Origin of the sequence: Amycolatopsis anabasis (assembly GCF_009765355.1) — a bacterium.
GTDB classification, from domain to species: Bacteria; Actinomycetota; Actinomycetes; order Mycobacteriales; family Pseudonocardiaceae; genus Amycolatopsis; species Amycolatopsis anabasis.
In genome coordinates, this window is sequence record NZ_VTHK01000043.1 from 1 (window position 1) to 14841 (window position 14841).

The window sequence follows — 14841 nt, forward strand, 5'->3', positions numbered from 1 at the left end:
CGGACGTGCGAGTCCCTCGTTTCGGCAGGCCGAGTTCCCCATTTCGGTAGGTGACCCCCCGGGCACCCCGACGAGCACGGCCTCGTTGCGGCCCTCTTGGCCGACAAAGCGCGACGAGCATCGGGGTGGCAGCCAGGCGACGCCTGCACACCCAAACCCCGTTCACCGACTCTTGTAAGGGAACCAAGTCTGAGGGTCGAGGTGTACAACGTACACACGGCTCGTGTACGTTGTACACATGCAGGAGGAGACCCCACGTCGTAAGCGTCGCTGGCCGCGGATCACCATCGTGGCCGGAATCGTGCTGGTCCTGCTCGCCGCCGCCGGGCTCTTCGGGGTCGCGTGGTGGGCGAGCGATCAGGCCGTCAAGCCGAACCACGACCCCGCCAACCACCCGACCTATCCCGACACCGTGCTCGACGTGCGGGACACCGGCTCCGGGAAGACCGTGGTGCTCAGCGCGTCCAGCCCGATGACCCACCGGCGCGGGACGTACTGGCTGGCGTGGCGCGAGGGCTCCGCGCGGATCGGGGACATCACCGCCCAGGCCCCGGATTCCGTGGAACGGCCGCTGCTCGACGGCCCGGTTCCGCCGAAGGGGACCCCGGTCGCGGTGACCATGGTGGTGCCCTCCGATCCGAAGATCGGGATCGGCCTCGATTTCACCGAGGTCTCGGTGCCGACCGAACTCGGCCCCGCGCCGGCCTGGTTCGTCCCGGCCACCGGGCCCGCGGAGTCGACCTGGGTGATCGCGGTGCACGGCCAGAACGGCCGCCGCAACGCCCTGACCCCGGTGCTGCCTACCTACCACCGGCTCGGCCTGCCGGTCCTCGCCATCACCTACCGGAACGACGACGGGGCCCCGGCCTCCGAAGACGGGCTGATGCACCTCGGCGAGTCGGAATGGCGGGACCTCGAATCGGCGGTCCGCTACGCGCAGGGCCAGGGCGCCCGGCGGATCTTCCTGCACGCCGCTTCCAACGGCGGCCAGATCGCCGGTCAGTTCCTCGCCCGCTCACCCCTGGCCGGGATGGTCACCTCGGTTCTCATGGACGCGCCGACGAGCAGCATGCGAAGGGTGGGCGAGCACAGCGCGGAACAGTACGGCGCACCGGGTTTCGCGACCTGGCTGACCGGTCAGGTGATCAAATGGCGCACCGGGATGGACCTCGAGCAGCTCGATCTGCTCAACCATCCGCCGGCCGTCAAACCGCCGACGCTGCTCCTCCAGGGCGACGCGGACACCCAGGTCCCCGTGCAGCTGAGCCGGGACTTCTTCGCCTCGGCCCAGCGGGTGGGGTGGCCGATGGAGTACCACGAGTTCCCGGGCGCCGAGCACGTCGAAACCTGGAACAGCGACCCCCTCCGCTACGAGAAGCTGCTCGCCGATTTCGTCACCCGCACCGTGCTCACGTCCCCGCCGGGCCAGCGCAACTGACCGGCGGGGGCGTGGCCCGGATCAGCGCGGACTGTCGTGCATGAACAGCACGGCGAACACCAGGAACACCATCCCGGCGACACCGAGGACGGCGATCACCGTGCTGCGCACCCAGTCGGTGAACCGCTTCCCGATCCGCGTCCGGTAACTGCTGAACTGCGCGTGCGCTTCCCGGGCGGCGTTGACCCGGCTGCCCACGTACAACCCCGCGGCCAGGACGAGCAAAATGCTGACGACGACTGGCACGATCTACTCCCCTTATCCGGCTGTGATCACGGCTGACCAGTGCCTCGCGACCAGACCTCTTGTTTAGCGCGGCAGATTCTCAGCAACTACGGCCGACAGTCCCGGCGACTCAGGGACCTGTGGCCTTGTGTTCAAGCTTCCCTCTCGGTCCGTAGTCCGTTCGTCGCTCCGGGCACATCCGAGCGGACCTGTTGACGGGTCCGCTCGCCGCCGTTATATTCAACGCATCGGTTGATAAACGAAACGGTTGATAAAGATGGCGGTTGACGACGACTGGCTGGATCGGGCGTTCACGGCACTGGGCGATCCCGTGCGCCGAGCACTGATCGCGCGGCTTTCCCGCGGTGAGGCGACGGTGAACGAACTCGCCGAGCCGTTCGAGATCACCAAGCAGGCGATCTCGCGGCACATCCAGGTCTTGGAGGCGGCCGGGTTGATCACCCGCAGCCGGGACGGCCAGCGCCGGCCCTGCCACCTGGACCCGGCCGCGCTGGAAGCGCTGACCAGCTGGATCGACGACTACCGGCTCACTGCCGAACGTCGCCACCGCCGGCTCGATGCCGTACTCGACACCTTGAAGGAGAAGGAAAAATGACCAACCCCACCACCATCACCGCGCAGCCGGGCACCCCGTTCATCGAGATGCGGCGCGAGTTCGACGCGACACCCGCGCAGGTGTTCCGCGCCTACACCGAGCCCGAACTCGTCGTCCAGTGGCTGGGCCCCCGCGACCTGAAGATGGACCTCCTCGAATTCGACGCCCGGCCGGGCGGCAGCTACCGCTACGTGCACCGCGACGACCAGGGGAACGAATACGGTTTCCGCGGGGTCTTCCACACCGTGCTCGACGGCGAACGGATCATCCAGACCTTCGAATTCGAAGGGGCGCCCGGCCAGGTGACCCTCGAGTACGCCACGTTCGAGGAGCGGAACGGGCGCACCCTGCTGCGCACGCACGCCGTGTTCCCCTCGGTCGAGGCCAGGGACAGCGCGGCCGCCTCCGGTATGGAGAGCGGCATGCGCGATTCGATGGACCGCCTCGCCGAACTCCTCCCGGCGCCGGGCGAGTGACCGCGGGAAACGTCGTTTCCAGCTTTTCGATGTCCCTGGACGGTTCGAACGGGTCGAGGTCGTCGAGGGCGTGCGCGTGACGCACCTGCGCTACCGCGTGGCCTATCCCTGACCCCGCTCGCCGGTCCTTTGTGGACGCTCGGCGCGGGCTTTGACCGCGGCGAGGGTGTGCTCGATCGACTCGACGTTGAAGCCCGGCCGATCGGCCCGGCCGGTGACGCGGGGGCCCAGGAAACGGCGGACGAACCAGCTGCCGACCCGGTACCAGTTCTCGGTGAGGACGCAACCGTCCCCGGCCGGGGTGATCTCGTAGGACCAGCGGGACACCCGCACGCCGATCGGCGCGCGCACGTCGAAGGTGAACAGGCGGCCGGGCCGGCAGGCGATCACCCGGGCCGTGGTCTCCCACCGCTTGCGGCCGTTGCGGTTGACGCCGCGGAACTCCGCGCCCAGGGCCGGTCCGGTGGCACCGCCCAGCCAGCGGCCGCCGATGTTCTCCGGGCTGAACGCGCCCATCCCCGGCAGATCGGTGACCAGCGACCACACCACGTCCGGCTCGGCGGCGATCTCCACACTGCGCGAGATCGACGGTTCCATCCGGTCAACGTAACCAGTGCGGGGCGACGGCGACAACACCCGGGCAGCGACCGCGCACTCGGGGAGAAATGTAGTGGTGTCAAGAGATCGGCAGTTCGACGTCCGCGGGTTCCTTGTCCGGCCGCAATCCGCGCCAGGCCGAATGGCGGAGGCGCCGTTCCTCGGTCGTCGAGTTGCCGGTGAACTTCCGGTAGACGACCTCGCCGACCAGGCGGGGTTCGACCCAGCGGGCGTCGCGGACGCGGTCGCGCGGCACCGGGTTGGCGAACGGGCTGGTCGGACGTTCCAGCGGCCGGAGCCGGTCCAGCAGATCGTGCAGGGCCCGTTCGGTGAACCCGGTGCCGACGTGACCGATGTAGCGCAGGTCGCCGCGCTCGTCGTGCGCGCCGAGCAGCAACGAGCCGATCATGTCGGTGCGGCGGCCTCCACCGGGCTGCCATCCGCCGATCACCACCTCGTGCGTTCTGACCAGGGCCCGTTTGATCCAGAACCCGGACCGTTTCCCGGGCTGGTACGGCGAATCCAGCCGTTTCCCGACGATGCCCTCGAGGTGCCGATCGGCCACCACTCGGAGCAGTTCGGCGGGCGTGATCTCGGCGTCGGTGTAATGCGGCGGGACCACCACCCGGCGGGCGTCCGCGAACTCGAGCCCCGCCAGGTGGTCCCGGCGTTCCGCGTACGGTTCGCGCACCAGCGAAGCCGAGCCGAGCCGGAGCAGGTCGAACGCGAAGAAGGTGACCGGGTACTGCCGCAGCAGCGCGGTGGCCGGGCCGCGCTGGTGCCGGATCTGCATCCGCCCGAAATCCGGGTGCCCGCGCTCGTCCACGACCACCAGCTCACCGTCCAGGACCCCGGCCCGCCCGCCGAGCGCGTCGGTGAACGCGCCGCCGAGTTCGGGGTAGGTGGCGGTGATGTCGTTGCCCAGCCGGCTGGTCAGCCGCGTGGTGCCGTCCGGCGCGACCTGGACGCAGCAGCGGAAACCGTCCCATTTGATCTCCAGGCCGTAGCCGCCGGAAGGCACCTCCCCGTCGACCGCGAGCATCGGAGCGACCGGCTCGGGAACCGCGGCCATGGTCACTCCCTTCCGGTGCACCTGCACAAGTGCGGACGCCGTGCCAGCAGCGTAACCCGAATGGCCTAGTAACGCCGGATCATGCCCCGTCGGTATGGTCGCCGGGTGGCCCAGCCGACCTTGCGCGTGACGTCGGTGTCGATCTCGGCGCCCGACCCGCGGGAACTCGCCGCGTTCTACAGCCGGTTGCTGGGATGGCCGGTGACCGCGACGGAGCCGCCGCGCGACGGCTGCCCGCCCGAGGACGGGTGGGCGCAGATCCGGCCGCCCGAGGGTGCGGCGGGGCCGACGTTGAACTTCGAGTACGAATCCGGGTACCTGCCGCCGGTGTGGCCTTCGGTCGCGGGCGAGCAGCAGGCGCAGACGCACCTCGACATCGCCGTCGACGAACTCGAGGCCGCCGTGGCGTGGGCCCGGCAGGCCGGTGCGACGCTCGCCGAATTCCAACCACAGGACGACGTCCGGGTCATGCTGGATCCGGTCGGCCATCCGTTCTGCTTGTTCTTGGCGGGTTGACCGGAGTCCCGCGCGCTACCCGGCGCAGGCGCCGCTGTCCCGCACCGGGCACTGAAGCTCGACCACCTCGTGGTCGTCGTCGGTGTCCCGGAGGTGGACCAGCCGGTACGTCCCGTAGGACTCGAGGCCGCGCTCCGCGAGGGCGACGTCGACGGTGAGCCAGGGATCAGTGGTGTCTTCCGCCGCGCGGCGGTGCGTCACCACCGCCGCCCGTTCCTCGGCGGGCAGCTCGGCCAGTTCCAGCCCGGTCACCGGATCGGCGTCCGGGGCGAGCGGCACCCCTGCCGCGACGTCGATCTTCGACCCGTCCGGGCGCCCGTAGTAGGTGCGGACGCCGCGCCCGCTCATCGGCACCCCGGCCGCGGCCAGCCGCGCGGCGAGGGTCTCGGACAGGGCATCCACCATGTCGCCGATCTCGCTGACGTCGTTGACCTCGCCGCTGACCTGGGCGAGGCGGAGCGCGGGCAGCGGTTCGAGCCGCAGCGTGCTGGTGGTCATGGTCAGCCCTTCCTCGATCGATCGGAGCCGCCGCTCGACCTCCGCGAGCCGCCGCGTGTCGGTCTCGATGCGCTGTTCGAGCTCGGCCTGGCGCAGGAGCAGCATGCCGCGCAGCTGTTCGACGGTGACCCGGTCGTCCAGGACGGTGCGGCACTGGTCCAGGGTGAACCCGAGCTCCCGCAGCGCGACGAGGCTGTTGACCCGGCCGATCTGCGAGGTGGCGTACCAGCGGTAGCCGGTCACCGGATCGACCCGTTCGGGCACCACCAGCCCCACAGCGTCGTAGTGGCGCAGCATCCGGACCGAGACCCGGGCGCGCCGAGCGAGTTCTCCGATGCTCAACATGACGAACCCACTGCAGACCATGACACGGTGTCAGGGTCAACTACGCTCACTTCCGTGGGTTCGGCATTGCTGATCATCGATATGCAGGATGCCATCGTTCCCGGGATCTGGCGGGGTGCGGAACTGGTCGATCGGATCGCCGCGCTGGTGGAGTCGGCCCGTGCTCGAGGGGTGCCCGTCATCGCCGTGCAGCAGACGGGGCCGGCCGGTACGCCGCTGGCCGAAGGGTCGCCCGGATGGCAGCTCAGCCCGCGCCTCGGCGTGCGCGAAACCGATCCGCGGGTGCGAAAACAGGCCACCGACAGCTTCTTCCGCACCGAACTGGCCGACCTGCTGGCGGCCCGGGCGGTGGACACCGTGGTGATCACCGGGGTGGCCACGGACTACTGCGTCGATGCCACGGCTCGCTCGGCGCTCAGCCATGGCCTGGATGTCGATCTGGTCAGCGACGGGCACGCTCCCATGACCGACGGGGATCCCGCCGCCGGGCTCACGCCCCAGCAGGTCGTCGAGCACCACAACGGGGTGCTCAGCCGCGCCGTCCACCCCGGCGGGCGGCTGCGCCTGGTTCCCGCCGCCGACTGCTGGTGAAGCTCAGCGCGCGGAGAGGGTTTGCCGCCAGTGCTCGGCCGCCTGGATCATGTCGTGGCCGAGGTGCTGGAAGAACTGGCTGGTGGCGTGCAGCCGGGCTCCCGCGGCGGTGCCGGCGCCGAACAGGTCCGCGCCCCGCTGGGCGAACTCCGCCCACTGGGCCATGGACTGGACGCTGGCCAGCCACGCCTGGTACCAGACGTGGTCGTCGATGAGGTACCGCTCTCGCCGGCCGTCGCGTTCGCGTCCGACCAGGCCGCGCTGCTCGAGCCAGGCGACGGCCTTGGAGACGGACGCGGGGCTGACCCGCAGCCGGGCGACGAGTTCGGCGGCGGTGAGGCTGCCGGTCTCGCTGGTGAACAGGCAGGCGAGCACCTTCGCCATCATCGCCGGGACCCCGGTCCGGGTCATCATCTCGGCGAATCCCGCCTCGAATTCGTGGCGTGCCAGCGGTTCGCCACCGCGGCTGCCGGCGGCCGGCGCGACCGGTTGCGGGACCGGCTTGCGGCGGCGGGACCGCCACTTGGTCGCCTGCTGTGCCTGGTTGGCCCGATAGGCGTGCGCGCCGCCGTTGCGCGCCACCTCGCGGATGATCGTTGACCGGGGCCGCCCCAGCCGGTGGGCGATCTCGGCGTAGCTGAGCCGCGCGGCCAGTCCCGCGGCGATGCGCTGGCGCTCCTCGTAGGTCAGCCGTTCCCCCGGCATCCGTCCTCCCTCGGCCCGAGTGCACCCCTTGGTGCATTCAGCTGCAGGGTCATTGCATCAATTGCATCGATCCTACCTCGCTATTTGGGAATCTTTGGTTGCCCGCTTCGGAAAATCGCTCCTAGTGTTTCGCATATCGCAAACGAAAAGGAGGCGCACATGGCCCCATCACTGCCGACCGAGCGGCTCGCCGGCCGGCCGTTCGATCCACCCGCCGGGCTGGCCGAACTGCGCGAGCAGCGCCCACTGAGCCGGCTGAGCTACCCGGACGGGCACACCGGGTGGCTGGTGACCAGCCACGCCCTGGTGCGCGAGGTGCTGGCCGATTCGCGGTTCAGCGTCCGGCCCGAGCTGCGGCATCTGCCGGTTCCCGGCGCCCCCGGCGGCAACCAGCCCGCACCGCCCGGGATGTTCTCCGGCATGGACGAGCCGGAGCACGGCCGCTACCGCCGCCTGCTCACCGGCCAGTTCACCGTCCGCCGCATGCGCCGGCTCACCGAGCAGATCCAGAAGATCACGGACGAGCACCTCGACGCCATGGCGCGGCACGGCGGACCGGTGGACCTGGTGCGGGCGGCGGCGCAGCCGATTCCCGCGCAGGTGATCTGCGAACTGCTCGGCGTGCCGTACGCGGACCGGGCGCGCTTCCAAGGGCACGCACTGGATTTGTTCCGCCTGGACGCCTCGCCGGAACAGTTGGCGGCGGCCTACTCGGCGGTGCACGAGTTCATCCGCGAACTGGTGGCGGCCAAGCGCGCCGCGCCCACCGACGACCTGCTCAGCGGCCTGACCACCAGCGACCTCACCGACGAGGAACTGGTGAACATCGGGTTCGTGCTGCTGGGCGCGGGTCTGGACACCACGGCCAACATGCTCGCGCTCGGCGTCTTCGCCCTGCTCAGCCACCCCGGCCAGCTGGCCGCCCTGCGCGCCGACCCGGGCCTTGCCGGGCACGCGGTCGAGGAGCTGCTGCGCTACCTGAGCATCATCCCGTTCACGGTCCGCACCGCGCTGACCGACCTCGAGCTGCACGGCGAGCGGATCTCGGCCGGGGAGACGGTCACCGTCTCGGTCCCCGCGGCCAACCGCGACCCCGCGCGCTTCGCCGATCCGGACACCCTCGACCTGCTCCGCCCGGCGAGCGGGCACGTGGCGTTCGGTCACGGCGTCCACCAATGCCTCGGTCAGCAGCTCGCGCGGGTGGAGTTGCAGGTGGTGCTGCCCGCGCTGCTCACCAGGTTTCCGGCGCTGCGCCTGGCGATTCCCGCCGAAGACGTCGCCCTGCGCGCCGACATGCTCATCTACGGCGTGCACGAACTGCCCGTCAGCTGGGAGGAATGAACGATGAAGGTGTGTCTCGTCACCGGGGCCTCGTCCGGGATCGGGCTGGCGACCGCGCTCGAGCTGCTGCGCGCCGGGCACCGGGTCTACGGCGCCGCGCGGCGTGTGTCCAAAATGGACACCATTCGCGCCGCAGGCGGCCACGCACTGGAGATGGACGCGCGGAAGGGCGCGGACCTCGAGCGGGCGGTCACGACCGTCCTCGAGGCCGAGGGGAGGATCGACGTCCTGGTCAACAACGCCGGGACCGTGCTGCACGGCGCCGTCGAGGACGTGCCGATCGACCGGGCGCGCGACCAGTTCGAGGTCAACCTCTTCGCACCGGCCAGGCTGGTCCAGCTCGTCCTGCCGGGGATGCGCGCGCGGAAATCCGGCACGATCGTCAACGTCTCCTCGATCGGCGGCGAGATCTCGCTGCCGCTCGGCGCCTGGTACTACGCGTCGAAACACGCGCTCGAGGCCTACTCCGACACGCTCCGCATGGAGGCCGAGCCGTTCGGCGTCGACGTCGTGGTCATCCAGCCCGGCATCATCAAGACCGAGTTCGAAGACCAGACGGCCGCGCAGCTGACGGAGTTCTCCGGCAACGGCGCCTACCGGGAGATGGCCGAGGCCATGGCGCGGCGCGGCGAGACCGGGCTGAGCGAGGGCTCCGATCCCGCGGTCGTCGCGGAGACCATCCGGCGGGCCGTCGAGTCCGGCCGCCCGGAGACCCGGTACGCCGTCGGCCACCTCGCCGACGAACTGCTGCGGCTCAACCGGACCTTGCCGGATCGCGAGTTCGACGAACTGGCCACCCGCTCGATCAAGTAGGAGAACCCGCGCTGCCCGCGGCCGGATAGCCTGGACCGATGCGTATCGGCGTCAACGTGCCCAACTTCGGCCCCGGAACCGACCCCGGCGTGCTGCGCGGCTGGGCGCAGACGGTGGAGGGGCTCGGCTTCGACCGGCTCATGGTGTCCGACCACATCGCGGTGACCGCCGATGTCGCCGACAAATACCCGGCGCCGTTCTACGAACCCTTCACCACGCTCTCCTGGCTGGCCGGGAGCACGCACCGGATCCGGCTCGGGACCACGGTGCTCATCGTTCCCTACCGGCACCCGTTGCTCATCGCGCGGATGGCCGCCAACCTCAACCAGCTCAGCGGGGGACGGCTGGTCCTCGGCGTCGGCGTCGGCTGGGCGCGGCAGGAGTTCGACGCGCTCGGCGTTCCGTTCCGGCAGCGGGGAAAGCTGACCGACGAGCACCTGCGCACCCTGCGGACCGCGTGGGAGAACGACCAGGACTACCGGAGCGGGCGGATCCCGATCTGGGTCGGCGGCAACAGCGACGCCGCACTGCGCCGGGCGGTGCGCCTCGGTGACGGGTGGCATCCGCTGCACTCCACACTCCCCTGGCTGGAAGCGGCGGCGGACCGGTTGACGGCCGCCGCGGCCGAGGAGCGGCGGCCGGTGCCCGCGCTCGCGCCGCGGATCGTCCTGCGGCTCACCGAAAAGCCGTGCACCGAGCCCGGCCGCCTCGCCGGCGAAGGCTCGATCGACCAGATCATCGACGATCTGGACCGGTTGCGCCTCCTCGGCGCCGAGGAGGTCCTGCTCGACCCGTTCCGCGGCGACCCGCGGGAAACACTCCACCCGGAGGCGGCCTGGCAGGCACTCGCGACCGTGGCCGCCCACCGGAACGGCCCGGACGTGGAGCGTCGCTGACCGGTGCTCCGTTCCGTCCTGTGGATCGGCGGGCCGCCGGGCGCCGGCAAGTCGACCGTCGCCCGGCTGCTCGCCCGCCGCCACGGCCTCCGCTGGTACAACGCCGACGCGCACACGTGGGAACACCGCGACCGGGCCATCGCGGCCGGTCACCCGGAAGCGATCCGGTGGGAGGCGATGACGCCCGAAGAGCGGTGGGCGGCGCCTCCGGCGGAGAAGCTCGCGATGTCCCTGCACCACGAACGCGGACCGATGATCGTCGACGATCTCCGCGTGCTGCCGCCGTCGCCGCTGACCGTCGCCGAGGGCACGCCGGTCACGCCGCCGGTCGCCGGGACCGGGGACCGCGCGGTGTGGCTGCTGCCCTCGGCCGAGGTGCAACGCGATCGGCTCGCGGAACGGAACCTGTCGCCGCGCGTGCTCGAGCTGTACACCGCGCTGGTAAGGGAAATCGGAGAGCAGGTGACCGAGTACGGCGGCCGGAAGCTGATCGTCGACGGCCACCGCGGCGTCGAGGAGACGGTCGCCGCGGTCGAGGACCACTTCGCCGCCGCGCTCGCCGAAGGCCCGGTGGCCACCAGCGCGGCGGAACGAAGCCGGCTGCTGCGGTACGCCAACCAGGCCATCGTCGCCCAGCACCGGGCCTACTTCGCCCGGCCCTGGGCGAGCGGGGACCCGCGCGAGGCGGTCCGCGCGTTCGCCTGCGAATGCGGGCGGGCCGGATGCGAGGAACAACTCGAGTACGTTGTCGCCGACTTCCCCGCACAGCCCGGGATCCTGGCGCCCGGGCACGAGCCGGGCCGGTCACCGCGGTGACGGCGCCTCCGGGCGCACGACCAGCACCGGGCAGCGCGCGTGCTGGATCAGCGCGTGGCTGGTCGAGCCGAGCCGCAGCCCGCGGAACCCGCCGAGACCCCGGCCGCCGGTGACCACCAGCTGCGCCTTGTCCGACCACGCCAGCAGCTGACGCCGCGGATTGTCCCGCACCACCACGCGTTCGACCCGGACGTCCGGGTACTTCTCCTGCCAGCACGCCAGCCGTTGCGCCAGCACCCGCCGCTCGTCCTCGGCCAGCAGGTCCCAGTCGACGAAGGACCAGGCGCTTTCGCCGCCGGCCTCGTGCCACGCGTGCACCGCGACCAGCGGCGCGCCCTTCGACGAGGCCTCGTCGAAGGCCAGCGCGATCGCCCGTTCGCCGTCCGGGCTGCCGTCGACCCCCACCACCACCGGACCGTCGCCCGCTCGCGGATCGGGGCCCCGGATCACCGCCGCCGGGCAGTGCGCGTGGCTCGCCACCGCGTTCGCGGTCGACCCGATCCGCATCCCGGCGAAGCCGCCGCGACCGGACGAACCGAGGACCAGCGCCCGCACCGAGCGGGAAAGCCCCAGCAGCAACGGGATCGGCGGTTCCGGGCGCGCCGACGTGGTGACCGTGAGCGCGGGCGACACCGCACGAGCCGTCCAGGCCGCCGCACGCAGGATCTCCCGGGCATCCCGCGCGGCGATGTCGAACACGTCCCCCGGTGCGGGCGGTTCCCCGGCGGAGCCGACGGCGTGCACGATCCGCAGGCGGAGTTTCCGGTTGGCCGCGAACGCGGCGGCCCAGCGCAGCGCGTGCTTCGACGAATCCGATCCGTCCACCCCGGCAACGATCGACCCGTTCATCGGCCTCACCCGCTCGCCCTTCCGATCGCTCCCACGCTAGGGAGGCGGTCCGGCGGGGCGCTGTTGGCCTTCGTCGCGTGACGGAGGGACCTCCGGCCCTATCGGCCCGGCGCACACCGATCTGTCATGATCGTGGGTCATCCTGCCGTTCGTCAGGGCTTGCCAATTAACACGCCACTGTCACGGCGGCGTGTCTATTTGACACCGATCCGGGCACGGTGATCACAGTCACCATATACTCGCGCGTAAAGAAACGGGGCCCGAGCCGAAGTATTGTTGACTCGACCGATTCACCGGGAGCGTGACCTGTCTCATTGGGAAAACAATATGGAAACAAGCCTTCGGCCAGACCGGAATCTAGCACATCGTCCGCACGCGATGCGCTGTGAGTTTCCGGCCGACTACACCTCGTAGTCCGCACGAATGGTCGTTCCCCGACGCGGTCGTGGTGAACTTGAGACATGCCTTACGGGTCCTGCCAGGTCGCCGCCGATCTGCTTTTGTTGGGAGTTTCCTTTGGGGTCGATCGATGTCCCAGGAAGACAGTTAGACGTCCGCGCGATCCGCCGCCTCCGGCTCGACGGACGGCAGCAGTACCTGCGTACCATCCTGGAACTCGCCGGTGCGCCCGGCGCGGACCAGGCCATCACCTGGGTCGGCGATCTGCAGCAGGGCGACGGCGGCAAGGGCGCGATGACCGACCGGCTGGCCGCCGTGCACCAGCTGGTGGTGCGCGCCCAGGGCGGGGACAACGCCGGCCATACCACCGTATTCGAGGATGACACCGGCCGTCAGGTCGTCTTCCGGAATCACATTCTGCCTTCCGGAATGCGGCATCCGGGCCGGATCGGAATTCTCGGAAATGGCGTGCTGATCAACCCGGAAAGATTGTCGCGGGAATTCGAGGCGATCGCCGAGCAAGTGCCGGACGCGCTCGACCGTTTATTGATCAGCGGCCGGGCGCACCTCGTCTTGCCACTGCACCGGGAAGTGGACGAGCGGCAGGAGCACGACAAGTTCGGCCGGACGGTCGAGATCGGGACCACGCAGCGCGGGATCGGGCCCGCCAACATCAGCAAGATCAACCGGGTCGGCGTCCGGGTCTGGGACCTGCGCGATCCACACCGCGTCGAGCAGCGCATCCGGGACAACGTGCAGTTCTTCGCCCTGCCCGAGGCGAAAGTCCGGGAAAACGTCGACTGGCTGCTGGCGTACCGCGACCTCCTGCTCGCCCGCGCCGTCGATTCGGTGCCGCTCATCAACGCCGCCGCGAACGCCGGGTACTCGATCCTCTTCGAGGGCGCGCAGGGCCCGCTCATCGACCCGGAGCACGGGATCTACCCGTACGTGACCACCTCGCCGACGGCGTTCTACTCGGTCGCGAGCGGCAGCGGCCTGGAGCCCGGCCGGGTCAACCACCGGATCGGCGTGCTCAAGGCCTACCAGACCATGGTCGGCAACGGCGCCTTCGTGACCGAGGACCTCAGCCCGCTCGGCGCCCGCATCCGCGAGGTCGGCAACGAGTTCGGCACGACCACCGCCCGCGAACGCCGGTGCGGCTGGCTCGATCTGGTGCAGGCCCGCTGGGCCGCCGAATTGAACCGGTACACCAGTGTCGTCCTGACCAAACTCGACGTGCTGGACACCTTCGAACAGATCGGCGTGTGCGTCGCGTACGAGCACAACGGGAACCTGGTGACGGACTTCCAGCCCGAGCACGAATTCCTGTCCGCGTGCACGCCGGTGTACCGGTTCTTCCCCGGCTGGCTGCGCGACACCCGCGGCCTGACCCGGTACGCGGATCTTCCGCCGCAGGCCCGGGAATTCATCGATTTCATCGAGGACTACCTGGACACCCCGGTCGGCGCCGCGACCAAGGGACCGCGTGATACGGACATGCTGATGAAACCCGCGTCGGAGATCGCCGGAATCCTTGTCGAGACTCCAGGTCTCGTCAAGCGGTAGAATGCCGCCATGGCTAGCGAGCGGCCGCACACCGGCAGGCGGCGCAACGAGGCCGCCCGGGAGGCCATCCTGGACGCGGCCGTGGACCTGCTCGGCCGATCGGGCCCGGCGGTCACCATCGGCATGATCGCCGAGGCCGCCGGGGTCGGCAAGCAGACGATCTACCGGTGGTGGCCGTCGAAGGGCGCGGTGCTGCTGGAGGCGATGAGCCGGCGCGCCGCCGACACCGCCCCGGGCACCGACACCGGCACGCTCGCCGGAGACCTGACCGCGTTCTTGACCGACACCTTCCTCGGCGCCGCCGAGGAATCGGCCCGTGCCGCGCTCCGGGCCGTCATGGCGGAAGCCCTGCGCGACGAGCCCGCCGCCGAGGTGCTGGCGGAGTTCACCGCCCGGCGCCGGGGCGCGCTGCGCGAGATCCTGGAACGCGGGCAGGCCCGGGGCGAACTGCCCCGGGACGCCGATCTGGAACTGATGATCGACCAGGCCTACGGGCTGCTCTGGTACCGCGTCCTGATCGGGCACGCCCCGCTCACCCGGGAGGTCGCCCGCTCGCTCGCCAGGACGCTCGCGGGTTGACGAGACCGCTGGTCTCGGTAAGCTTTGTCGAGACAGCCAGTCTCGGCAACCCCCTGGGAGGTGCCATGTCAACGGCGCGGAAACGGCAAGTGGTGGGCTGGTTCCACAAGTACCTGGCGAACCCGGTGATGCGGCGGCTCGCTCCGGTCATCCCCGGCCAGGCCGTGCTCGAGACCACCGGTCGCCGGAGCGGGCTCCCGCGCCGGACCCCGGTCGGCGGCCGCGTCGAGGGCACCGGCTTCTGGCTGGTCGCCGGGGACGGCCGGGACGCGCAGTACGTCCGCAACATCGAGGCGAATCCGCGGGTCCGGTTGCAACTCCGGGGCCGGTGGCGGCCGGGCACCGCGGTCCCGCTGCCCGACGACGATCCCCGGCTGCGCCTGCGGCGGTTGCCGCGGACGAACGGCCTGCTGGTCCGCGCGCTCGGCACCAACCTGCTGACCATCCGGATCGACTTCGACTGATCCACCCGCGAAAGTCGGCGATCGGCCGCCTAGTCGGGT

At 70.6% G+C, this 14841-nt stretch carries 18 protein-coding genes; 12 read left to right on the plus strand and 6 right to left on the minus strand.

Annotation, left to right across the window (positions count from 1 at the left end; genetic code table 11):
• The first annotated feature begins 238 nt into the window (after positions 1 to 238).
• On the plus strand, positions 239 to 1438 hold the full coding sequence (locus FXO23_RS37650) for an alpha/beta hydrolase family protein (protein WP_158891330.1): 1200 nt from the start codon (positions 239 to 241) through the stop codon (positions 1436 to 1438).
• Positions 1439 to 1459: 21 nt separating this feature from the next.
• Here FXO23_RS37650 and FXO23_RS37655 read toward each other — a convergent pair whose 3' ends face one another.
• A complete protein-coding gene (locus tag FXO23_RS37655; protein WP_158891332.1) occupies positions 1460 to 1684 on the minus strand; it encodes a hypothetical protein in 225 nt (74 codons plus the stop codon).
• 256 nt (positions 1685 to 1940) lie between these two features.
• Here FXO23_RS37655 and FXO23_RS37660 point away from each other — a divergent pair, with 256 nt between their 5' ends.
• Positions 1941 to 2279 carry an ArsR/SmtB family transcription factor gene (locus FXO23_RS37660; RefSeq protein ID WP_158891334.1) on the plus strand — a complete coding sequence of 113 codons (339 nt, stop codon included), beginning with the start codon at positions 1941 to 1943 and terminating at the stop codon, positions 2277 to 2279.
• Entirely contained in the window at positions 2276 to 2755 is a 480-nt protein-coding gene (locus tag FXO23_RS37665) for an SRPBCC family protein (protein WP_158891336.1), read from the plus strand. The genes FXO23_RS37660 and FXO23_RS37665 overlap by 4 nt, the downstream gene beginning before the upstream one ends.
• A gap of 102 nt (positions 2756 to 2857) precedes the next feature.
• Here the strand turns inward: FXO23_RS37665 and FXO23_RS37670 are convergent, their stop codons facing one another.
• Together FXO23_RS37670 and ligD are read right to left on the minus strand one after the other, a co-directional pair.
• Entirely contained in the window at positions 2858 to 3352 is a 495-nt protein-coding gene (locus tag FXO23_RS37670) for an SRPBCC family protein (protein ID WP_158891338.1), read from the minus strand.
• A gap of 79 nt (positions 3353 to 3431) precedes the next feature.
• On the minus strand, positions 3432 to 4424 hold the full coding sequence (gene ligD, locus FXO23_RS37675) for a non-homologous end-joining DNA ligase (protein WP_158891340.1): 993 nt from the start codon (positions 4422 to 4424) through the stop codon (positions 3432 to 3434).
• 105 nt (positions 4425 to 4529) lie between these two features.
• Between ligD and FXO23_RS37680 the strand changes: the two genes are divergently transcribed.
• The gene (locus FXO23_RS37680; RefSeq protein ID WP_343034551.1) at positions 4530 to 4940 is read left to right on the plus strand and encodes a VOC family protein; all 411 of its coding nucleotides are present in this window, start codon (positions 4530 to 4532) and stop codon (positions 4938 to 4940) included.
• A 15-nt stretch (positions 4941 to 4955) separates the two neighbouring features.
• Here FXO23_RS37680 and FXO23_RS37685 read toward each other — a convergent pair whose 3' ends face one another.
• A complete protein-coding gene (locus tag FXO23_RS37685) occupies positions 4956 to 5783 on the minus strand; it encodes a MerR family transcriptional regulator (RefSeq protein ID WP_158891342.1) in 828 nt (275 codons plus the stop codon).
• A 54-nt stretch (positions 5784 to 5837) separates the two neighbouring features.
• Between FXO23_RS37685 and FXO23_RS37690 the strand changes: the two genes are divergently transcribed.
• Entirely contained in the window at positions 5838 to 6374 is a 537-nt protein-coding gene (locus FXO23_RS37690; protein ID WP_179956987.1) for a cysteine hydrolase family protein, read from the plus strand.
• 3 nt (positions 6375 to 6377) lie between these two features.
• Here FXO23_RS37690 and FXO23_RS37695 read toward each other — a convergent pair whose 3' ends face one another.
• Positions 6378 to 7079: a helix-turn-helix domain-containing protein gene (locus FXO23_RS37695; RefSeq protein ID WP_158891344.1), complete on the minus strand. Its 702-nt coding sequence runs from the start codon at positions 7077 to 7079 to the stop codon at positions 6378 to 6380.
• Positions 7080 to 7238: 159 nt separating this feature from the next.
• Between FXO23_RS37695 and FXO23_RS37700 the strand changes: the two genes are divergently transcribed.
• The 4 genes from FXO23_RS37700 to FXO23_RS37715 are packed head-to-tail and all read left to right on the plus strand — an operon-like array spanning position 7239 to position 10945.
• Positions 7239 to 8420, plus strand: a complete 1182-nt coding sequence (locus FXO23_RS37700) for a cytochrome P450 (RefSeq protein ID WP_158891346.1) — start codon at positions 7239 to 7241, stop codon at positions 8418 to 8420.
• A 3-nt stretch (positions 8421 to 8423) separates the two neighbouring features.
• Positions 8424 to 9233, plus strand: a complete 810-nt coding sequence (locus FXO23_RS37705; RefSeq protein WP_158891348.1) for an oxidoreductase — start codon at positions 8424 to 8426, stop codon at positions 9231 to 9233.
• 38 nt (positions 9234 to 9271) lie between these two features.
• Entirely contained in the window at positions 9272 to 10129 is an 858-nt protein-coding gene (locus FXO23_RS37710; RefSeq protein ID WP_158891350.1) for an LLM class flavin-dependent oxidoreductase, read from the plus strand.
• 3 nt (positions 10130 to 10132) lie between these two features.
• Entirely contained in the window at positions 10133 to 10945 is an 813-nt protein-coding gene (locus tag FXO23_RS37715; RefSeq protein ID WP_158891352.1) for a P-loop nucleotide/nucleoside kinase family protein, read from the plus strand.
• On the opposite strand, the gene FXO23_RS37720 is transcribed toward FXO23_RS37715, so the two are convergent.
• On the minus strand, positions 10934 to 11794 hold the full coding sequence (locus tag FXO23_RS37720) for a universal stress protein (RefSeq protein WP_158891354.1): 861 nt from the start codon (positions 11792 to 11794) through the stop codon (positions 10934 to 10936). The genes FXO23_RS37715 and FXO23_RS37720 overlap by 12 nt on opposite strands.
• A gap of 516 nt (positions 11795 to 12310) precedes the next feature.
• Between FXO23_RS37720 and FXO23_RS37725 the strand changes: the two genes are divergently transcribed.
• The 3 genes from FXO23_RS37725 (at position 12311) to FXO23_RS37735 (ending at position 14802) form a co-directional block, all read left to right on the plus strand.
• Positions 12311 to 13759: an adenylosuccinate synthase gene (locus tag FXO23_RS37725; RefSeq protein WP_158891356.1), complete on the plus strand. Its 1449-nt coding sequence runs from the start codon at positions 12311 to 12313 to the stop codon at positions 13757 to 13759.
• 9 nt (positions 13760 to 13768) lie between these two features.
• Positions 13769 to 14338 carry a TetR/AcrR family transcriptional regulator gene (locus FXO23_RS37730; RefSeq protein ID WP_158891358.1) on the plus strand — a complete coding sequence of 190 codons (570 nt, stop codon included), beginning with the start codon at positions 13769 to 13771 and terminating at the stop codon, positions 14336 to 14338.
• A gap of 65 nt (positions 14339 to 14403) precedes the next feature.
• A complete protein-coding gene (locus FXO23_RS37735; protein ID WP_158891360.1) occupies positions 14404 to 14802 on the plus strand; it encodes a nitroreductase/quinone reductase family protein in 399 nt (132 codons plus the stop codon).
• Positions 14803 to 14841: the final 39 nt, after the last annotated feature.